We start from the raw sequence: 20983 nt of genomic DNA on the forward strand, positions 1-20983 counted from the left end.
TATTGTTTACTTAACTCTATATTTAAGGAGGTTAAAGCTAATGCCAAGGTTTAAAGACACCAGTCTTACTTGTCGGCCGTCAGACAAAGCGCCGAGGGTTGTTGACCCCAAGAATTTTAGGCGGTCCGTTGATCCGGCAGTTTTGGAAATGTTTGATGTAGCTAAAGAAAAAGGCGTCATTACTGCTTTTGACCGGGTTGTAGCCCAGCAGCCCCAATGCCAATTTGGTTACAAAGGTATTTGCTGCCGCATTTGTATGATGGGTCCCTGCCGTATTAAATCAGATGAGGGTCCCGGAAGCAGAGGTATTTGCGGTGCCAGTTCCTGGACAATTGTTGCTCGTAGTGTAGGTGTTATGATCTTAACCGGTTGTGCATCTCATGGACAACATGGTAATCATATTTCTCATACTGTGCATATGGTAGCCGAAGGCCATGCCCCGGATTATAGCATTAAAGATTCTGCTAAATTACGTAGACTCTGCGAAAGATATGGTATCGCTCTTGAAAGTAAAGACGATATGCAACTGGCCAAAGAGCTTTCTGAACTGGCTCTGGAAGAGTTCAGTAGGCTTAAAGGTGAAGGCGACAGTCTCTGGTTAACTAAAAACTTAACTGCAGCACGTATTAATAAATATAAAACCCACAATGTTATGCCTCATGGTGTTCATGCATGTATTTCTGATTTGGTAACTCAGGCTCACGTAGGTATGGACAATGATCCTATTAACCTGGTATTCAGCGCGGTTCGTGTTGGATTAGCCGACCTGCAAGGCAAATGGGTTTGCACAGATATGTCCGATATTCTTTTCGGAACTCCTAAACCGGTGCTAAGTGAAGCCAATATGGGTGTGCTTAACAAAAATAAAGTTAATATTATTCTCCATGGCCACAACCCGTTACTGAGTGAAATGATTGTTGCTGCAGCACGTGAGATGGAAGGTGAAGCTAAGGCTGCCGGTGCTGAAGGTATTCAGCTTTCAGGTATTTGTTGTACAGGTAACGAGGTTCTGATGCGTCAGGGAGTTCCTATTTGTACTTCCTTCTCATCTCAAGAATTAGCTATTTGCACCGGTGCTGTTGATGCTATGATAGTAGACGTACAGTGCATTATGCCTGGTTTAGCTCCAGTAGCTGAATGTTTCCATACAAAATTAATCACAACAACTGATCTTGTTAAGATTCCTGGTACTGCTCATATTGAACTAAGAGAAGAATCGGCTATGGAAGATGCCAAAGTAATTATTGCAATGGCAATCGAAGCTTTTAACGAGCGTGCCGATCGTCCGGTTAATATTCCTCAGTTTAAGCAAAAAGTTGTTGCTGGTTGGAGTTTGGAAGCTATATTAGATGTATTTGCCAGTGTTAATCCGGAAAATCCAATTCGTGTTTTAAATGATGCTATTCTGAGTGGTGAAATTAAAGGTGTAGCCGCTGTAATTGGTTGCAGTAACTTAAAAACCATGCAAGATGAGGCACATATTGAAATAGTCAAGCAAATGCTTAAAAATGACGTATTTGTAGTCTCAGGTGGATGTAACGCTCAAGCTTGTGCGAAGTTTGGATTAATGGATCCGGCTTGCATTGATGAATATTGTGGAGATGGCTTAAAGAGCTTCTTCAAGCGTATAACTGAGAAGGCTAATTTGCAGTATGGTATGCCTCCGGTACTGCATATGGGTTCTTGTGTGGATTATTCACGTATGGCTGAAATGGTATGTAGGATGGCTGATGATCTTGGTGTCGATGTGCCGAAGGTTCCGTTTATTGGTTCTGCGCCGGAAGCCATGAGTGGTAAGGCTACCAGTATCGGTACCTGGTGTGTGGCACTTGGCTTACCGACTCAAGTTGGTACAATGCCGCCGGTTGAAGGTTGTGACTTAATTTACAGCGTTCTCACCCAGGTTGCCGGTGATGTATTCGGTGGATACTTCATCCTGGAAACGGATATTGAAGCTTCTTGGAAGAAGATGCTTGCTGCATTAGAATACAGAACCTGGAAACTTCGTTTGCACAAGAGTGTTGCAGAAGACCTTGAAACAGAGCTTTGTCAGCTTTATTAAATATATATCTCTAAATTGAAAGGAGGATTCAGAATGTCTGAAGCGATCAATTTTGATCAAATCTTTGAAGGCGCTATAGAGCCGGGAAAGGAACCTAAAAAGCTTTTCAAAGAGGCTTATGAAGGTACAATTACTGCACTTAGTTATGCTGAGATTCTTTTGAATCAGGCTATTCGGACATATGGGAAGGATAAGCAGATAGGCTATCCCGATACTGCCTACTATCTCCCGGTAATTCGCTGCTTAAGCGGTGAGGAAATTAAAACTCTGGGTGACTGTGTCCCCGTATTAAACAGAATGCGGGCCAAAATTAAAGAGGCCAAAACCTTTGAAAATGCCCGTTTCTGGGGTGAGGCTACTTGGTATGCGGCTGATATCATTGAAGCAGTTCGTTATATCCAAAATACACCGGAAAGCCCCTTGCACGTTAAGCCTTGGACTGGCTTTGTCGGTGACCCGGTAGTTCGTTCCTACGGTACCAAGATGGTTGACTGGACCATTCCCGGTGAAGCAGTTATACTGGGTCGTGCTAAAGACAGTGCCTCAGCTAAAAAAATCGTTACAAGTTTAATGGCTAAAGGCCTGATGCTCTTCCTCAGCGATGAAATCATCGAACAGTGTATGGAAGAAAATGTAAAGTTGGGTATTGACTATATTGCCTACCCTCTGGGCAACTTCACCCAGGTTGTACATGCTGCTAACTATGCTCTGCGTGCAGGTATGATGTTCGGCGGCATTAAGCCGGGCGATTATGAAGCTCAAAAAGATTACCAGCGCCGCCGTGTTTTGGCCTTTATTCTATATCTCGGTGAGCATGACATGGTTAAAACGGCAGCCGCTATGGGTGCCATCAACGTTGGTTTCCCGGTTATTACCGACCAGGTATTGCCGGAAGACAAGCAAATTCCTGAATGGTTTATTTCAGAACCAGATTATGATAAAATTGTTCAAGTTGCACTGGAAGTTCGCGGCGTCAAAATTACAGCTATTGATATTGATGTGCCGATTATGGTTGGTCCCGCCTTTGAAGGTGAGAGCCTGCGTAAGAAAGATATGTTCGTTGAATTCGGCGGACAGAGAACACCTGGCTTTGAACTGGTGCGTATGGCCGGAGATGACATCGAAGACGGAACTATTGAACTAATCGGTCCTGATATTGACGGGCTGGAGCCGGGAACTCAACTGCCTATAGGTATTGTAGTTGATGTATACGGCCGTAAAATGCAGGAAGACTTCGAGCCTGTTCTGGAACGCCGGGTACACTACTTTACCAACTACGGTGAAGGACTCTGGCACGTGGCCCAGCGTGATTTGATGTGGGTCAGGATCAGTAAAGATGCTTATGCTAAAGGTTTCCGCATGAGACATATCGGAGATATCCTTTATGCCAAGTTTAAGTCCGAGTTCTCCGCTATTGTAGACAGGATTAAGATAACCCTTATCACCGATGAAGCAAAAGTTTTGGAAATGCGTGATGTAGCCCGCGGTTACTATGCTAAGCGTGACGCACGTCTTAAAGAATTAACTGACGAAGGCGTTGACACCTTCTACTCCTGCCTGCTCTGCCAGACCTTTGCTCCGACCCACGTTTGCGTGGTAGCTCCTGAGCGTGTTGGTCTTTGCGGTGCAGTAAGCTGGCTAGACGGTAAGGCTGCCTATGAAATTAACCCGCATGGCGCTAACCAGCCGATTCCTAAAGGCGCGGTTATCGATCCGGTTAAGGGTCAATGGGAATCCTTTAACGAGTATACTTTCTCAAATTCACAGCGCAGCGTAGAGAAGGTTAATTTCTATACCATTATGGAATACCCGATGACCTCCTGCGGTTGCTTTGAAGCTATCATGGCCATGGTGCCCGAGTGCAACGGCTTTATGGTGGTGCCTCGTGAGCACAGCGGAATGACTCCGTCCGGCATGACCTTCTCCACCTTAGCAGGTATGATGGGTGGCGGCGCTCAAATGCCCGGTTTCATGGGTATCGGTAAATCCTATCTGCTCTCCAAGAAATTTGTACCGGCTGACGGCGGAATGGCTCGCCTTGTTTGGATGCCTAAGGCCTTAAAGGATTTATTACGCGAAGGCCTCACCGAAAGAGCTATAGAAGAAGGACTTGGTGAAGATTTCGTTGATAAGATTGCAGATGAAACCATTGGTTCATCCGGTGAAGAAATCCTGCCGTTTCTTGAAGAAAAAGGACACCCGGCATTAACAATGGATTCACTCTTTTAAATAATATTTATATAAATTAATCAGTTATATATTTGTCGGAAAGATACTCTGTAATAAATAAAAACGCAGAGTGTCTTTCTGACATAACTATAAAACCGTAACTGTATATTAATCACGAAAGGAGACGGGAAAATGGGTTTAACAGGTTTAGACATTTTTAAACAATTACCAAAAACGAACTGTAAGGATTGTGGTCAGGCTACCTGCTTGGCTTTTGCCATGCAAATTGCTGCAGGTAAAGCGGGATTAGACGGATGTCCTCATGTAAGTTCAGCTGCCAAAGAGGCTTTGGAAGCTGCTTCAGCACCGCCGGTTGCACTGGTTAAGATTGGTACCGGTGAAAAAGAGATTCAGCTAGGTAATGAAACTGTACTGTTCCGTCATGACAAGCGTTTTGAACATCCGACAGCTATAACTATTTCCGTAAATGATACTGAAGATGTTGCTGCTAAGGTTCAAGCTGTTAATAAGCTTGTATTTGACCGCGTAGGCATGTTATTCAGCGTTAACATGGTTGCTGTTATAAATGCTTCCGGTGATGCTGCTAAGTTTGCAGATGCAGTAAAAACAGCACAAGAAAACACTGAGTTCCCTCTGGCTCTTTGCACTGAAGACGCTGCAGCAATGGGAGCGGCTCTGGAAGTTGCCGGTTCTAAGAAACCTTTAATTTATGCTGCTACAGCTGCTAACTATGAAGCTATGGCTGAATTGGCTAAGAAATATGAATGTCCGTTAGCTGTGAAAGGCGCTGACATAAATGAATTAGCTGACCTTTCTGAAAAGGTAAGTGCTCTGGGTTGCAAGCAATTAATCTTAGATTCAGGTGCTCGTGAAGTTAATAAAATGTTGGCTGACCAAACACAAATCAGGCGTCTTGCTATTAATAAGCGTTTCCGCCCGTTTGGTTACCCAACTATCGCTATCGTTACCAGCGAAGATCCGGTTCAAGCTGTTTTGGATGCCAGTGTGTATATTTCCAAGTATGCAGGTGTAGTTGTGCTGTCAACTGCTGATCCGGCTGAAATCTTACCGTTAATTACACTGCGCCTGAATATTTATACTGACCCGCAAAAGCCGATTGCTGTTGAGTCCAAGCTCTACGCAGTTGGTGAACCGGGACCGGATGCTCCTGTATTTGTTACAACGAACTTCTCATTAACCTATTTCTGTGTACAGGGTGATGTTGAAGCTGCCAGAATCCCGGCCTATATATTGCCGGTTGACTCTGACGGTACCTCAGTATTGACTGCTTGGGCAGCTGGTAAACTTACTCCGGATTCAATCACAGAATTAATTAAGAAGAGTGGCATTGAAGATAAAGTTAATCATAAGAAGCTTATCCTCCCCGGTGGTGTAGCAGTTTTGAGCGGTAAACTTGCTGAGATATCCGGTTGGGAAGTGTTGGTAGGTCCATATGATTCCGGCGGGATTCCCTCATTCCTGAAGCAACGCTGGGTGTAAGCTTTAATTTTATTGATGAAAGGGTCCGATAACATGCAAAAATTTAATATTAGCTTTCTTCCTGATAAAAAGAAGGTTTTTATTACAGAAGAAGTTAATCTTTTGCAAGCTGCTGCCGAAGCAGGAATTTTAGTAAAAGGTTCCTGTGGAGGAGACGGAACCTGCGGGCGCTGCAAGGTAATTATCAAGGAAGGCAATTATACAACAAAGCAGACCGGCAAGTTGACAAAGGAACAATTAGCCGGGGGATATGTTCTGGCATGCCAGACTACCGCAGAGAGTGATCTTGTTGTTGAGGTTCCTGAAGCATCAAGACTGAGTGAACATCAGGTGCTTTTAGAAGAAGAAACAGTGGGTGAGGCTGTTAGCCAGACAAGCGTTGATCCCTTGTTTAAAAAGATTAAAGTAGAGCTTCCTGAACCTAGCCTTACTGATAGTATGGATGATATTGAGAGATTAAAAATGGCTGTCCGCAAAGAGACCGGGATTGAAAATTTGCGTGTAAGTTTAAATACTGTCAGCAATATACCGGGAATACTAAGGAAAGAAAAGTGGAAGGTTACAGTGTCTCTGGCCGATGTTTTAGGCTATACAGAAATTGCTGCTGTTGAATCTGGTTGGGACTATCAGAAATATTATGGCCTGGCTATAGATATAGGTACAACAACCATTGTGGTAAATCTGGTTGACCTGGAAAGCGGTCAGACTATAGCTCAAAAAGGCAGCTATAACCAGCAAGCTGTTTACGGTGATGATATTATATCCAGAATAGTACATGCCACGGAAGAGAAGAATGGTATGGAAGATTTGAGAAATGCTGTTCTCAAATCGTTGAATGAGCTTATTTCTCAATTGGCATCGGAAAATCATATTGATATAAATGTCATTAACTATGCGGTTTGTGCAGGTAATACAACTATGGTGCATCTCTTCTTGGGTATTGACCCCAAGTATATTAGATTGGAACCTTATACCCCGGCAATCAATATACCTGAGCCGATTAGAGCAGAAGAGGTCGGACTGCAAATTTGTAAAACTGCGTGGGTCTACTGTATACCTGGTATTGCCAGTTATGTTGGCGGGGATATTACTTCAGGAGCACAGGTTATCGGGATTGATAAAACAGAAAAAGTTACTCTGTTTATTGATGTCGGCACCAATGGAGAAATGGTTTTGGGTAACCAGGACTGGTTGATGGCTTGTGCTTGTTCTGCCGGACCCGCTTTTGAGGGCGGTGGAATTAAATGTGGTATGAGGGCTATGCGCGGGGCCATTGAACGATTAGATGTGATAAGCGATACACTTGATGTGGAGTATTCAACTGTTGGAGGAGCCAAACCCGTGGGTGTATGTGGTTCGGGTTTGATAGACTGTATCGCAGGTATGCATAAAGCAGGTATAATTGATCGTACAGGTCAATTTTCATCCAACTTAACAAACCAGCGTATCCGTAATGGTGACGACGGACCCGAATATGTTATAGTTTCAAAAGAGAATTCCGGTAACGGTCAGGATATTGCATTATCGGAAGTTGATATTAAAAACCTTATACGTTCAAAAGGTGCTGTTTTTGCAGGTATCCGTACCATGCTGAGAAAAATGGATCTGCCAATTGAGATCATTGAAGAAATTATAATCGCCGGTGGTTTTGGTCGACATATAAGCATCAAGGACGCTATAAGCATTGGCTTGTTGCCGGATGCGGAATTCGAAAAATATAAATATATCGGTAACAGTTCAGTCAAAGGTGCCAAGATGGTGCTTTTATCAAAAACGGCACGTGATGAGGCTGTGCAGTTAGCTACAAAAATGACTTATCTGGAACTTAGTATAGGCAATGATTTTATGGACGAGTATGTTTCTGCATTATTTATACCACATACAGATATGACACTATTTCCTTCACTGAGCGAATAATAACTGCAGTAAACGTTTTGAGAGGATGTGGGATAATGGCATTTCAAATCGCAGTAGCCGGCAAGGGCGGTACAGGAAAGACTACATTTTCATCACTGGTTATCCGACAGTTGATAAAAAACGGCAAGGGTCCAGTATTGGCTGTTGATGCCGATGCTAATGCAAATCTGGGTGAGGCCTTAGGGTTGAATGTGAAAGATACCCTGTCAGAGTTACTGGCTAGAATTAATAATAACTTGGAGCCTATGCCAGCCGGCATGACCAAAGATCAATTTGTTGAATATAAGGTGCATCAATCACTGAGTGAAGGTGATGATGTGGATTTAATGGTTATGGGCGGACCGGAAGGCCCAGGGTGTTATTGTTTTGCTAATAACCTGGTAAAGGGTTTTACTGCGGAACTTAGCAAAGATTATGATTACGTGGTAATGGATAACGAGGCCGGTTTGGAGCATTTGAGCCGTCGTACCACACAAAATATAGATGTTTTATTTGTAGTTAGTGATTCAAGTGCGCGTGGAATTAGATCAGCAAAACGTGTTAAGGATTTGGTGGATTCAATAAAATTGACTGTTAAAAAAATGTATCTGATTGTTACCAAAGTTGAAGAAGGTTCTATTGAGGCCTTGCAGTCAGAAATTGATCGCACAGGCATTGAGTTAATAGGCACAATTCCTCTGGATGCACAGGTACGTGAGTATGATTTACACAGTAAAGCGCTTGTATCCTTGCCGGATGATTCACCGGTAGTAGCTGCCGTTACTGATATATTAAAAAAAGCCAGTATACTTTAAACCCCATATTATGGTTAACTAACGGAAAGGAGCGGGAGACATGGCTGTTAATATCGTTAAAGATAGCTATAAAAGTAAAGTCGTAGAAATAACCGTAGGTACAGAAGCAAATGCCATAAAAATTGGTGGAGATTCTACATTACCGTTTTTGCACTTTGAAGGCGAAATGCCGAATAAGCAGGTTCTTTGTTTAGAAGTATTCGATATGGTACCGGAAGGATGGCCGGAAAACCTTACTGCTGCATATGAGGGTGTAATGAGCGATCCTGTTGCCTGGGCTAAAAAGTGTGTGGAATATGGTGCTGATATGGTAGCTCTGCGTTTAATGAGCGCTCATCCTGACAACAGTGATACATCTCCTGAAGATGCCGCTAAAACAGCTAAGGCTGTAGCTGACGCTATAAGTGTTCCCATGATTGTTGTGGGTTGTGGTGTTGAAGAGAAAGATGCAAAAGTTCTGGAAGCAGTAGCCGAAGCATTAGCAGGTAAGACCTGTATACTCGGTAATGCAACTAATGAAAATTTCAAGTCAATAACCGGTGCTTGCATGGTTTACGGTCACAGTGTAGTATCTCAAAGTCCTTTGGATATTAACTTGGCCAAGCAAATGAACATTTTGATGACTGAAATGGGTCTTCCCAATGAGCGTATTGTAATGGATCCGCTGAGCGGTGCTGTTGGCTACGGTATTGAATATGCTTACTCTATCATGGAAAGAGCGCGCCTTGGTGCTCTTATGGGCGACAAAATGCTTGGCAACCCTGTAATAGCTTATGTAGGCCAAGAAACCTGGAAGGCTAAAGAATCAAAAGCTTCTGTAGAAGAGTTTCCTGAGTGGGGCGAGCAGGCTAAACGCTCTATTCTCTGGGAAGTTGTTACCGCATGTACTTTAGCACAAGCAGGTGCTGCAATATTTGTATTGCGTCACCCTGAGTCCTTAAAACAGTTGAGGGTACATTTTGCTAAAATGATGGAATCAAACGCTTATTAAAATATTATATTTAGAAAATAAAACCAGAATAAAGGAGGAAAAAGCATGATTATTATTGGCGAGCGGATTAATGGTATGTTTGTTGACATCAGAGAGGCTATTCAGGCTAAGGATCCTAAACCCATTCAAGAGTGGGCTGTTAAGCAAGAAGAAGCCGGTGCGCACATTCTTGATATTAACACCGGTGCTTCAGTTATGAAAGATGAGCAGCCTGCTGTTATGGAATGGCTGGTTAAATTAGCCCAAGAAGTTTCTAAACTTCCTGTTGCTATTGACTCAACTAATCCAATAGCTATTGAGGCTGGCTTAAAAGCTGCTAGAGGTAAAGCTATGATTAACTCTACCACTGCTGAGCAAGCTAAAATGGATCTCTATATGCCAATGGCTGCTAAATACAATGCACAAATCATCGGTTTAGCTATGAACGAAAAAGGCGTTCCCAAAACAGCTGATGATCGCGCTGCTTTAGCAATGGAATTGGTTGTTAACGCTGATATGAACGGAATTCCTATGCAGGATCTCTTTATTGATCCGCTCGCATTGCCTTGCAACGTAGCTCAAGAGCATGCTCCTGAAGTTCTGGCTGCTTTACGTCAAATTAAAATGTTAGCCAGTCCGGCACCGATGACCACTCTTGGTTTGAGCAACGTATCTCAGAGATGTACTAACCGTCCGTTAATTAACCGTACTTTCTTAGTAATGTGTATGGCTTGCGGTCTTGATTCAGCTATTGTTGATGCCAATGACAATGATTTGGTAGATGCAGCAGCTGCAGCTAATGTTCTTCTGAACAAGGATATTTATTGTGATTCTTATCTGAAGACTTTCCGTCAAAGATAATCATTATTAAGATTTTATGTTCTCCATTAAAGGCGGTAACTACAGTTACCGCCTTTAATGTTTAAAATTATAAGCAATTGACAGCTATTATGATAAATATTATACTAATGCCTAGGTATGTCCCCCTTAAGAGTCGGCAAATAAATACTCATTAATTATAAGTATAACTTATTGACAAAATAGTCAATAATTATTTATTGCTTGAAAGGATAACATTTTTCTAAAATATTTCATCATAAAAATTTATAATTTTTTAAAAATAAATGAAGGAAAAGCTTTGACATTTAGAGAATTCTTAAGGGGATTTTAGTTTAAGACGGAGGTGAAACGGCTAAAAGACCCTAAACAGTCAGCTAGGGGTTGTGTGCTGCTGGACTTAATTTAAATTATTCTAAGTAAAAAGTTTAAATTATTCTAAGTAAAAAGTGTCAAAAGATATTATAGTAATAAAAAGTTTGGCTGTCCGGTTATGTCTCTTAAATATGAGATAGCCGGTAACCAAAATTATCTTTTTTATGAGACGCTGATACTAGGAGGACGGATGTGATGCTTACATGAGTACATCAAAACCAGTAACCGGGTCTGTATTAGTAGTGGGTGGCGGTATCGCCGGGATTCAGGCGTCGCTTGATTTGGCTGAGTCAGGCTTTTATGTCTACTTAGTTGAGAAAACACCTGCTATCGGTGGGGTTATGCCTATGCTGGATAAGACCTTCCCGACCAACGATTGTTCAATGTGTATTCTCTCACCCAAACTGGTTGAGTGTGGTGGGCACTTGAATGTGGATGTAATGACCACCTCAGTAGTTCAAGACATTAAAGGTGAACCGGGTAATTTTACAGTTACTATCTTAAAAAAGGCAAGATTCATTGATCCATTAAAATGTACCGGTTGTGGATCTTGTGTTGAGGTATGCCCGAAGAAAGTTACTGACGAATTTGATCAAGGATTACGTGATCGCAGATCAATTTACAAACCTTATGCGCAAGCATTTCCAAATGCTTTTGCAATTGATGGCAGCAGTTGTTTGAAGATTAAAAAACCAAAAGCTTGCGGTAAATGTCTGGAAGTATGTCAGGCTGGGGCTATTGACCACACAATGCAAGACGAAATAGTAGAAATTAATGTCGGTTCCGTTATTTTATGCCCTGGTTTTGAAAAGTTTGATGCCAAACTTTTATCCTACTATGGTTATGGAAAATTTGCCGGTGTTGTTACAAGTTTGGAGTTTGAGCGTTTGCTCAGTGCTTCTGGTCCTTTCGGCGGTCATTTAATCAGACCTGCTGATGAAAGGGAACCTAAAAAGGTTGCCTGGATCCAGTGTGTTGGATCCAGAAATGAAAAAGAAGGTTGCGGCTACTGTTCTGCAGTTTGCTGTATGTATGCTATTAAAGAAGCTGTAATTGCCAAAGAGCATGCTCATTATCCGTTGGATACTACAATATTCTTTATGGATATGCGTACCTATGGTAAGGATTTCGAAAAATACTATAACAGAGCTAAAGAAGAGCATGGCGTAAAATTTGTTCGCTCCAGAATTTATGAAGTTACCGAAAATGAAGACAAAAACTTAGTTATCAGATATTCTAATGAAGATGGTACTATTACCACTGACGTTTTTGATATGGTAGTTCTTTCAATTGGACTAAAACCAAATTCAGATATGGTGGAACTGGCTAATAAAGTTGGTATTGAGCTTAACAAGTACAATTTCTGTGAGGCAAAAGAACTTACCGGAGTCGAAACATCTAAAGAAGGTATCTATGTAGCCGGTGCTTTCAGTGGCCCCAGAGATATTCCGGAGACAGTTATTGAAGCCAGTGCTGCTGCAGGAGCATGCGCAGTTCAACTTGCATCAGCCCGTGGTACATTGATTAAAACTATGGAATATCCAGAGGAAATAAATGTATATGGTGAGATACCTAGAACCGGTGTATTTATTTGCCACTGCGGTATTAACATAGGTGGCGTGGTAAATGTTCCGAGTGCTGTTGAATATGCCAAAACACTACCTGGTGTAGTTTATGCTCAGGAGAGTCTGTATGTTTGTTCACAAGATGCTCAGGTGCAGATAAAAGAAAAGATTGCAGAATATAATTTAAACCGTGTTGTTGTAGCTTCTTGCACTCCGAGAACTCATGAGCCGCTTTTCCAAAAAACCTTACATGAAGCTGGTCTTAACCCGTATTTATTCGAAATGGCCAACATTCGTGATCAGTGTTCCTGGGTACACATGCATGAGCCGGAAAAAGCTACTGTAAAAGCCAAAGACTTGGTGAAAATGGCTGTAGCTAAAGCCCAATTGCTAACACCGTTATATGAGCAAGAACTTGATATGGATCACGGTGCTCTTGTTATCGGTGGCGGTGTTTCTGGAATGACTAACGCGTTAAATCTGGCTGAGCAAGGTTATAAAGTAAGCATAGTGGAAAGAACTGAAAAGCTGGGTGGCATAGCAAATCGTATAACCACTGGTTTTAAAGGCGAGGATATTAAAGGCTTTGTGGCTAATCTTGCAAGTAAGGTAAACAACCACGCAAATATAGATGTTTATCTGAACAGTGATTTAGCTGATGTTCATGGTTATCTGGGTAATTATTTGACTAAACTGACCGATGGACAGGAAATTAAACACGGCGTAACTATTATTGCCAACGGTGGTATGGAATACAAACCTACAGAGTATCTGTATGGTGAAAATGATAGAGTTATTACGCAGTTGGAACTGGAAGAAGCTATGGTTTCCGGCGATGCTAAGGTGAAAGATGCCAAAAACTTTGTTCTGATCAACTGTGTTGGTTCACGTGATAATGAAAGACCATATTGCAGTCGTGTTTGCTGTAATAAATCTATTAAATTAGCTCTGAAGATTAAAGAAAAGAACCCTGATGCCAATGTCTTTGTTTTGTACCGTGACATCAGATCTTATGGTTTCTTTGAAGATAATTATCGTGAAGCAAGATGCAAAGGAGTTATCTTCATTCGTTATTCTGTTGACAATAAACCTGTAGTAGAGGCTGTCGGTGACGTTATAAAAGTTACTGTAACTGATCATGTACTAGGACAGCCGCTTGAAATAGAAGCTGATATTATCTGTTTAGCAGCTGCTATAGTGCCGCAAAAGGATAACGGAAAATTATCTCAGTTCTTTAAGGTGCCTTTAAATGCTGATGGCTTCTTCCTTGAAGCACATTTAAAGCTTCGTCCGGTTGATTTTAGTACTGACGGTGTGTTTATGTGTGGTTTGTGCCATGGACCGAAATCAACTGAAGAAAACGTTGCTCAGGCCAAGGCTGCTGCTGCCAGAGCCGGTACTGCTTTAAGCAAAGAAAATGTACAGGCAGAAGGTAAAATTGCCAATATTAATAATAAAAAATGTGCAGGCTGCGGAGTTTGTGAATTGGTATGCCCGTCGAAGGCCATTGCCGTTGACACTGAGAAAATGATTGCCGTGGTTAACGAAGCTTTGTGTAAAGGTTGTGGAGCATGTGCTTCCTCCTGCCGTTGCGGTGCATTAAATATTAAGGGATTTACTAATGAGCAAATCGTAGCTATGATCAGTGCGCTTTAGTTAAAGGGGGTTATGTAAATGGAGTCAAAGGAATTTGAACCCAAAATAATTGCCTTTCTCTGCAACTGGTGTAGTTACGCCGGTGCAGATTTGGCTGGTGTTGGCAGAATTCAGTATCCTCCCAACATTCGTGTAATTCGTATACCTTGTTCCGGTAGAATTAATCCCCTCTTCATTTTTGCCGGGTTAAGAAGCGGAGCAGACGCGATTTTAACATCTGGGTGACACCCTGGTGACTGTCACTATGTTAGTGGCAATCTTGTAGCACGTAGGAAATTTGCGCTTATGAAAAGCCTTTTGGATTTCATGGGTGTTGAAGAAGATAGGGTGAACTTCTCCTGGGTATCTGCGGCAGAAGGTGGAAGATTTGCTGAGTTGGTTACTAAAGTTACCGACAGGGTAAAAGAAATTGGTCCCAATAACGGGATAATGAAAAAGCGGATTGAGGTGTAGCGGATGCAAAATTTATCAAATAAAATTCAAGACGCTGCCAAGAAACTGTTGGAGGAGAAAAAAGTAGACGTGGTTATTGGCTTTGAGCAAGGTAGTCTACCTCTCCGCAGCACCCCTTATTTCGCTAGGACACCGGAAGAAACTGCAAATTTGATTTGGAACAGTGGTTGTGAGAATAACCTAGCGAATTATCTTCGCAAAAGAAGCGACAAAGTTGCTGTTGTTGCTAAAGGGTGCGATGTAAGATCAATAGTTGTTCTGGTAAAAGAAAACCAGATTAATAGGGATAATTTATATATTATAGGTATCCCCTGCAGCGGCATGATTGATCAAAATAAAGTTAACGCAGCGGTAAATGGGAAAGAAATCAGCGAGGCTGCTGTAAACGGTGATCAAGTGGTAATTAAGGGCGAGGGGTTTGAAACGACTGTTGCTCTTGCTGATATGATTCATGATTTTTGTAATGACTGCAAATATCCTACTCCGGTTATTTTCGACGAATTAATAGGTGAAAAAATTGTCGGCAAGGATAATGTCAGCTATGCTGAAATAGATGAGTTTGAAGCAAAGTCTCCTGCTGAGCGTCAGGCTTATCTGGCTGCTGAAATGAGCAAGTGTATCCGTTGTTATGCCTGTCGGAATGCTTGTCCTATGTGTTATTGCAGCGAGTGTTTTGTTGACTGCAACACTCCTGAGTGGATCAGCAAGAGTATTGATGCAGGCGACAATTTGATTTTCCACGCTGTACGTGCACTTCACTTAGGTGGTCGCTGTGTTGATTGTGGTGCTTGTACAAGAGCTTGTCCCATGGGTGTAGATATCGGTAAATTAACCAGAAAGCTTGCCAAAGATGTTAAAGTGCTGTTTGACTATGAAGCAGGTGTAAGTCTGGAAGAGAAATGCGCTTTAAGCACATTTACCGGGGATGATTCGGAAGAATTCTTGGTGAAGGAATGAGGTGAAAAGGATGAAAATTAGCAAAAACGGGGTTGCCAGTTTATTGGACAGCTTGCTAGGTGACTATCTTGTGTTTGCTCCTGTTGATGAGTTGGGTAATATGCGTTTTTTACCGATCAAATCAGGTGCTGATGCCAAATTAGATTACAGTAATACTAAAAAGCCACCCAAAGAAATCCTTTTTCCTCAGTCCGAAAAACTATTTAGTTATGCTGTGGTAAATGACGGTGTAAGGGTGGAAGAGAATTTTGCCGATAAGAAGATTGTTGCTTTCGGTGTGCGTCCCTGTGATGCCAAAAGCATTTCCTTATTAGATAAAGTGTTTGATAATGATAAGTATCAAGATCCTTATTATTTCAATAAGCGTAACAATTTGATTGTAGTAGGTTTAGCCTGTAACGATCCGGCAAGTACATGTTTTTGTACTTCCTTCGGTATCGGGCCTTTCTCTACTGATGGCAGCGATGTTATGCTGGTGGATATCGGTGATGATTATATTGTGCAAACAGTTACCGAAAAGGGCAAAGAATTTGTAGCTAAGCTTTCTCTTACCGAAGAATGCGATGCCGATAAGGATGCAATTGTGAAGGCCAGTGCTGCTGCAAACGCTAAGATCACCAGCAAGGTGGAAATTTCCGGTCTTAAGGAAAAACTCGACAATATGTTTGAAGACAGCATCTGGAGTTCTATTCACGAGAAATGTCTGGGCTGCGGAACCTGTACTTATTTCTGCCCGACCTGCCACTGCTTTGATCTAATTGACGAGGCAGTTGATGTAAACGGTTGTCGCGTAAGAAACTGGGATTCCTGCATGTTCCCGCTCTTTACTTTACATGGATCAGGTCATAACCCAAGAACCTCAGGTAAGGAACGCTATCGCCAGCGTGTTATGCACAAGTTCAGGTATTTCGTAGAAAACGTAAATGAAACTGCTTGTGTTGGCTGTGGCAGATGCATTAAGAACTGTCCTGTTAATCTGGATATCCGTCAAGTAATAAGTTCAATTCAAGCTAAGAACATTGAAGCGGGGGTGGCAAAATAATGAATAATCCTTATCTGCCGCTGCCGATGAGGCTGGAGAAAAACTTCATTGAAACCGAAGATAAAAATATTCGTACCTTTACATTAACTTTTGTTAATAAAGAGGATGAGGAAAAATTCCAGTATATGCCCGGTCAATTTGCTGAAGTTTGTGTATATGGCAAGGGCGAAGCACCATTCGGTATTGCCAGTTCGCCGACAGAACCCGGCAAGCTAGTTTTTTCTGTTATGAAGGTAGGTAAAGTTACTACTGCTCTTCATGATATGCCTGAAGGAACTCTTTTGGGTGTGCGTGGCCCATTAGGTAATTATTATCCCCTAGAGGAAATTGAGGGGAAGGATTTGGTTATTGTCGGCGGTGGTTTTGCATATACCACTCTTCGTTCAACAATAGCTTATATACTCAATGAAAAAAACAGAGCGCGTTTTGGTAAGTTGACTGTTATTTATGGTGCCAGAAACCCTGGCTTATTCCTCTATAAAGATGAAATAGCCGAGTGGCAAAAGCGGGATGACATTGAGTTTATTACCACTATTGACCGTGAAGTTCCCGGTTGGACAGGTCGGGTTGGTTTTATACCCGCAGTTACCGAACAGGTAGCACCCAGCTCGGAAAACTCCTACGCAATTGTTTGCGGCCCGCCGGTTATGATTAAGTTTACTTTGCCGGTATTGGAAAAGCTAGGTTTCCCCCCAGAGAGAATTGTCAACTCGCTGGAAAACAGAATGAAATGCGGTATCGGAATGTGCGGCCGTTGTAATGTCGGAAATAAGTTTGTTTGCAAAGACGGTCCGGTATTTACACTGGCACAATTACAAAAACTGCCGGGCGAATATTAAAATTCGCCCCGGTTCTAAAATAAAAGTTTAATTGGCTTTAGAAGGGAGGAGTAATCCCGAATATGAGTACAGAAGTTATTAAGGCAGCAAAATTTGATCCTGCATTCAGAGCCGAGGTTGCCAATTTAGTTAAGGGTTTTGATTTCGGAAATTGCCTTGCCTGCGGTATGTGTACTGCCGGTTGTGCTTATTCTGATGTTCATGCGAACAATGATCCACGCAAGTTTTTGCGCAAACTTATCTTAGGCATGCGCGAGGAAGCAATGAATGATCCTTATTACTGGCTGTGTACAATGTGTGAGCGCTGCACAATTGAATGTCCGATGGGTATTAATGTAGCTGCTATAGTCAGAGGCATAAGAGGGACTACTAACGAAGCATTCAGTGATGATCCTGCAAAAAAAGGACCCGGCTTTATGGTCAAGGTTGTTGAAGAAACTATTGAATCAGGCAACCAGATGAATGTATCCCAGGAAGATTTTATGGATACAATTGAGTGGGTTGAAGAAGAATTGCAGGCAGAACTTGACGATCCTGATTATAAAATTCCCCTTGATGTTGAAGGTGCCGATTTTATGTTCGGGTTCAACGCTCGGGAAATTAAATATTACCCTCAGGAACTGCAAAGCATTTTAAAAATCTTTTATGCCGCAAAAGCTAACTATACTATTAGCTCTAAAAAATGGGATGCTACAAATTTAGCACTTTTCAGCGGTAATGATAAGGACTTTTGGACAATTACCAAACCGCTCTTTGAAGAAATGGAACGCTTAAAGGCCAAAGAGTTGATCGTTACTGAGTGCGGACATGCTTTCCGTTCCTGCCGTATGGGCTACAGGAATTTCTGGGATAAGGAGAGCGATTATAAGTTCCCCATCAGGCATATCCTGCAATTAATGGCTGAGTGGATTAAAGAAGGCCGGATTAAGCTGGATCCGGATAAAATTACTGAAACTGTTACCTACCATGATCCATGCAATACTGCCCGTAAAGAGGGAGTTTATGAGGAACCTCGTTATGTAATTAACAGTTTTATCAAGAACTTTAACGAAATGTACCCCAATAAGCAGTGGAATTTATGCTGCGGCGGTGGTGGTGGAGCCTTGGCTACTCCGGAATATAAAGTTGAGCGTTTAGCCAAAGGAAGGCTGAAAGCTGATCAAGTTATTAAAACCGGTGCTAAAATTGTTATTGTTCCCTGCCATAACTGCATGGACCAGTTTAATGATATTAATAAAGAATTTAAGCTTGGTGTTAAGAACGAACACCTTTGTGCTCTAATAGCGGAAGCTTTAATATTAGATGAAAAATAGGTTCAAAACAGCCGGTGCCGCTGAAATATGCGGCACTAGGCCTGTTTATTTTAGGTTTGCACTGCCTCGTAAAGTTTATTCGCAATTTTAGGTATTGGCGGAAAAGCATATGTGAAGCAGCATTTTTACAATTTAAATTTTCGGAATTATGCAAATTGACAATAAAAAATGATTATTGCTAAAATTGGCTTGTCGGATTAATAAATTTAGGTAGAAATGCTCCTATTATAAAAAAGGATTTTTAAATGAAGATGTTGAATAGTATATTAATTCATTAAAGATAGAACTGTCGCAAAATTCACTCATCCTATTTATTGCAATCTCAGATATATAAAAATAAAGCTTATCAGGAAGATTGTCGGACTACTATTATTATATCTGTGAATGCAATATCTGATGTGACAGCGAGTTTATTTACGGAGGTGTGTTAATGTATGGGAGATTTTGAACCTAAAATAGTTGCATTCTGCTGTCACTACTGTGCTTATTCTGCAGCAGACTTAGCTGGCTCCATGAGGTTACAGTACTCCGACAATATCAGAATTGTTGAGATGCCCTGTTCGGGTAAAACTGACCAGCATGTACTACTAAGAGCTTTTGAAGAAGGAGCCGACGGGGTTTATGTTGCCGGTTGCATGGAAGGTGACTGTCACTTCTTAAAAGGCAACTTTAGAGGCAAGAAAAGGGTTAAACAGCTTAAGAATATTTTAGACCAGATTGGTCTTGGTGCTGACAGGGTTGAATTTTATAACCTTTCAGCTGCAATGGGACCTCGTTTTAAAGAAATAGCTGACGAGTTTACCGAACGCATTAGAAATCTGGGGCCCAGCCCCTTAAATAAATCTGTAAAAAGCTCCAAGGGAGGTGACGTGGCGTGATCATAGCTGAACAAAAGCCCATGGAAACTATTGAGGAATTTATTAAGGATTATAAAAAGGTTTTATTCCTGGGGTGTGCCGGATGTGTTACTGTATGTCTTGCCGGTGGTGAAAAAGAAACTGATCTGTTAGCCACATCATTACGTATGAAACGGGAATTAGAAGGAAATCCGCTGGAAACCGTTACTTATACGGCTACTCGCCAGTGTGATCCCGAATACGTAGACGGAATTGCCAATTATGTTGAAGATGTGGATTGTGTTGTTTCATTGGCCTGTGGTGTAGGTGTTCAGTTTGTTGCTGAGAAGTACAGAAATAAGATTGTTTTTCCAGCTCTGAACACGAAGTTTGCCGGTGGTACTGTTGAACATGGTGTCTGGGAAGAGCGTTGTGGTCTTTGTGGTGACTGTATTCTGCATAAAACCGGTGGTATCTGCCCGATTATTCGATGTTCCAAGAGTATCCTTAACGGACCGTGTGGCGGTTCACAAGACGGTGTGTGCGAAATCAGTAAGGACGTTCCCTGTGCTTGGCATTTAATCGTTGAGCATATGAAAGAACTGGGTAGATTGGACATGCTTATGGAAGTTCAACCGCCGAAAGACTGGTCTACGTCTCGTGATGGCGGGCCGCGTAAAGTGGTTAGGGAGGATGTGAAGATAGATGAGTAAGAGTAAAATAGAAAGACTATTTGATCAGGGCGAATTTGTCGTATCTTGTGAGATTGGTCCTCCGAAGTCAACTGATGCTGAAGTCATCAGAGAATATGCCAGAATGTTGAAGAATCACGTTGATGCTGCTAACCTTACCGACTGTCAAACAGCTATCGTGCGTATTTCCAGTATTGCGTCTGCCTGGCACTGTTTAGAGGAAGGTCTGGAACCTATTATCCAGATGACCTGCCGTGACCGCAACCGTATTGCCATGCAGTCTGATTTGCTGGGCGCTTATAGTATGGGTATTAGAAACATACTTTGCTTGTCTGGTGACCACCAGAAGTTTGGTAATCATCCAACTGCTAAAAACGTTCATGATCTTGATTCTATGCAGTTAGTTAATATGGTAAAAAGAATGAAGGATGAAGAAGAATTCTGCTGTGGTGAAAAATTTAAGAATCATGCTCCAAAAGACTTTTTTGTGGGAGCAGTAGCAAACCCCTTTGCAGATCCGTTTGAATGGCGTGTTGCCCGGTTAGAAAAGAAGATAGCTGCCGGAGCTCGTTTTATACAGACACAATGTATCTTTGATACGGATCGTTTTGTTAAGTTTATGGATATGGTGAAGGAACGCGGCCTACATAAGAAATGTAAGATAATGGCCGGTGTTACCCCAATCAAAGCACTCGGCGCAGCTAAATATATGAAGAACAACGTTGCCGGTATTACTGTACCTGATGAGTTAATCACCAGGTTGGAAGCTGCCAATAAAGCCGGTGGTAAAGATGCTGTTAGAGAAGAAGGCATCCAGATTTGCATCGAACAAATTAAGATGTTTAAGGAAATTGAAGGTGTAGCCGGGGTTCACATCATGGCTATTGCCTGGGAAGAGCTTGTTCCAAGATTGGTTGAAGAATCCGGTTTGTATCCGAGACCTGCATTAAAAGAATAAATTCAAAAGAATAAATTAGAATAAAAA

At 41.9% G+C, this 20983-nt stretch carries 16 protein-coding genes; all 16 read left to right on the plus strand.

Going from position 1 to position 20983, the window contains the following annotated elements:
• Positions 1–40: 40 nt before the first annotated feature.
• The 16 genes from cooS (at position 41) to DTOX_RS06230 (ending at position 20956) form a co-directional block, all read left to right on the plus strand.
• Positions 41–2062, plus strand: coding sequence for an anaerobic carbon-monoxide dehydrogenase catalytic subunit (cooS, locus tag DTOX_RS06155; RefSeq protein WP_015756867.1), 2022 nt, complete (start codon positions 41–43; stop codon positions 2060–2062).
• 33 nt (positions 2063–2095) lie between these two features.
• Positions 2096–4291 carry an acetyl-CoA decarbonylase/synthase complex subunit alpha/beta gene (gene acsB / locus DTOX_RS06160; protein ID WP_015756868.1) on the plus strand — a complete coding sequence of 732 codons (2196 nt, stop codon included), beginning with the start codon at positions 2096–2098 and terminating at the stop codon, positions 4289–4291.
• Between the two features lie 132 nt (positions 4292–4423).
• Positions 4424–5752, plus strand: coding sequence for an acetyl-CoA decarbonylase/synthase complex subunit gamma (gene acsC / locus DTOX_RS06165; protein WP_015756869.1), 1329 nt, complete (start codon positions 4424–4426; stop codon positions 5750–5752).
• Between the two features lie 33 nt (positions 5753–5785).
• Positions 5786–7669 (plus strand): ASKHA domain-containing protein, encoded by a 1884-nt coding sequence (locus DTOX_RS06170; RefSeq protein WP_015756870.1) that lies wholly within the window; start codon positions 5786–5788, stop codon positions 7667–7669.
• A gap of 35 nt (positions 7670–7704) precedes the next feature.
• Positions 7705–8463: an ATP-binding protein gene (locus DTOX_RS06175; RefSeq protein WP_015756871.1), complete on the plus strand. Its 759-nt coding sequence runs from the start codon at positions 7705–7707 to the stop codon at positions 8461–8463.
• A 40-nt stretch (positions 8464–8503) separates the two neighbouring features.
• Positions 8504–9454: an acetyl-CoA decarbonylase/synthase complex subunit delta gene (locus DTOX_RS06180; RefSeq protein WP_015756872.1), complete on the plus strand. Its 951-nt coding sequence runs from the start codon at positions 8504–8506 to the stop codon at positions 9452–9454.
• Between the two features lie 45 nt (positions 9455–9499).
• Entirely contained in the window at positions 9500–10294 is a 795-nt protein-coding gene (locus DTOX_RS06185; RefSeq protein WP_015756873.1) for a methyltetrahydrofolate cobalamin methyltransferase, read from the plus strand.
• A 554-nt stretch (positions 10295–10848) separates the two neighbouring features.
• The gene (locus DTOX_RS06190; protein WP_015756874.1) at positions 10849–13866 is read left to right on the plus strand and encodes an FAD-dependent oxidoreductase; all 3018 of its coding nucleotides are present in this window, start codon (positions 10849–10851) and stop codon (positions 13864–13866) included.
• 18 nt (positions 13867–13884) lie between these two features.
• A complete protein-coding gene (locus DTOX_RS24140; RefSeq protein ID WP_015756875.1) occupies positions 13885–14319 on the plus strand; it encodes a hydrogenase iron-sulfur subunit in 435 nt (144 codons plus the stop codon).
• A 3-nt stretch (positions 14320–14322) separates the two neighbouring features.
• The gene (locus tag DTOX_RS06200; protein ID WP_015756876.1) at positions 14323–15276 is read left to right on the plus strand and encodes a Coenzyme F420 hydrogenase/dehydrogenase, beta subunit C-terminal domain; all 954 of its coding nucleotides are present in this window, start codon (positions 14323–14325) and stop codon (positions 15274–15276) included.
• Between the two features lie 10 nt (positions 15277–15286).
• Entirely contained in the window at positions 15287–16318 is a 1032-nt protein-coding gene (locus DTOX_RS06205) for a 4Fe-4S dicluster domain-containing protein (protein ID WP_015756877.1), read from the plus strand.
• The gene (locus DTOX_RS06210; RefSeq protein ID WP_015756878.1) at positions 16318–17157 is read left to right on the plus strand and encodes an FAD/NAD(P)-binding protein; all 840 of its coding nucleotides are present in this window, start codon (positions 16318–16320) and stop codon (positions 17155–17157) included. Before DTOX_RS06205 ends, DTOX_RS06210 begins: the two co-directional genes overlap by 1 nt.
• 62 nt (positions 17158–17219) lie before the next feature.
• The gene (locus DTOX_RS06215) at positions 17220–18470 is read left to right on the plus strand and encodes a (Fe-S)-binding protein (RefSeq protein WP_015756879.1); all 1251 of its coding nucleotides are present in this window, start codon (positions 17220–17222) and stop codon (positions 18468–18470) included.
• Between the two features lie 434 nt (positions 18471–18904).
• Positions 18905–19348, plus strand: coding sequence for a hydrogenase iron-sulfur subunit (locus DTOX_RS06220; protein ID WP_015756880.1), 444 nt, complete (start codon positions 18905–18907; stop codon positions 19346–19348).
• Positions 19345–20019, plus strand: coding sequence for a methylenetetrahydrofolate reductase C-terminal domain-containing protein (locus DTOX_RS06225; RefSeq protein ID WP_015756881.1), 675 nt, complete (start codon positions 19345–19347; stop codon positions 20017–20019). The genes DTOX_RS06220 and DTOX_RS06225 overlap by 4 nt, the downstream gene beginning before the upstream one ends.
• On the plus strand, positions 20012–20956 hold the full coding sequence (locus tag DTOX_RS06230; protein WP_015756882.1) for a methylenetetrahydrofolate reductase: 945 nt from the start codon (positions 20012–20014) through the stop codon (positions 20954–20956). The genes DTOX_RS06225 and DTOX_RS06230 overlap by 8 nt, the downstream gene beginning before the upstream one ends.
• Positions 20957–20983 lie beyond the last annotated feature (27 nt).

The sequence above is a fragment of the Desulfofarcimen acetoxidans DSM 771 genome, from assembly GCF_000024205.1.
Lineage (GTDB): Bacteria > Bacillota > Desulfotomaculia > Desulfotomaculales > Desulfofarciminaceae > Desulfofarcimen > Desulfofarcimen acetoxidans.

What these genes read in the sequence shown, in the direction of transcription:
- DTOX_RS06180 (WP_015756872.1), top strand. Translation starts at nt 8,504, where the DNA reads ATGGCTGTTAATATCGTTAAAGATAGCTATAAAAGTAAAGTCGTAGAA.
- DTOX_RS06190 (WP_015756874.1), top strand. Translation starts at nt 10,849, where the DNA reads ATGAGTACATCAAAACCAGTAACCGGGTCTGTATTAGTAGTGGGTGGC.
- DTOX_RS06205 (WP_015756877.1), top strand. Translation starts at nt 15,287, where the DNA reads ATGAAAATTAGCAAAAACGGGGTTGCCAGTTTATTGGACAGCTTGCTA.
- DTOX_RS06170 (WP_015756870.1), top strand. Translation starts at nt 5,786, where the DNA reads ATGCAAAAATTTAATATTAGCTTTCTTCCTGATAAAAAGAAGGTTTTT.
- DTOX_RS06185 (WP_015756873.1), top strand. Translation starts at nt 9,500, where the DNA reads ATGATTATTATTGGCGAGCGGATTAATGGTATGTTTGTTGACATCAGA.
- DTOX_RS06175 (WP_015756871.1), top strand. Translation starts at nt 7,705, where the DNA reads ATGGCATTTCAAATCGCAGTAGCCGGCAAGGGCGGTACAGGAAAGACT.
- acsB (WP_015756868.1), top strand. Translation starts at nt 2,096, where the DNA reads ATGTCTGAAGCGATCAATTTTGATCAAATCTTTGAAGGCGCTATAGAG.
- DTOX_RS06215 (WP_015756879.1), top strand. Translation starts at nt 17,220, where the DNA reads ATGAGTACAGAAGTTATTAAGGCAGCAAAATTTGATCCTGCATTCAGA.
- DTOX_RS06200 (WP_015756876.1), top strand. Translation starts at nt 14,323, where the DNA reads ATGCAAAATTTATCAAATAAAATTCAAGACGCTGCCAAGAAACTGTTG.
- cooS (WP_015756867.1), top strand. Translation starts at nt 41, where the DNA reads ATGCCAAGGTTTAAAGACACCAGTCTTACTTGTCGGCCGTCAGACAAA.
- DTOX_RS06230 (WP_015756882.1), top strand. Translation starts at nt 20,012, where the DNA reads ATGAGTAAGAGTAAAATAGAAAGACTATTTGATCAGGGCGAATTTGTC.
- DTOX_RS06220 (WP_015756880.1), top strand. Translation starts at nt 18,905, where the DNA reads ATGGGAGATTTTGAACCTAAAATAGTTGCATTCTGCTGTCACTACTGT.
- acsC (WP_015756869.1), top strand. Translation starts at nt 4,424, where the DNA reads ATGGGTTTAACAGGTTTAGACATTTTTAAACAATTACCAAAAACGAAC.
- DTOX_RS06210 (WP_015756878.1), top strand. Translation starts at nt 16,318, where the DNA reads ATGAATAATCCTTATCTGCCGCTGCCGATGAGGCTGGAGAAAAACTTC.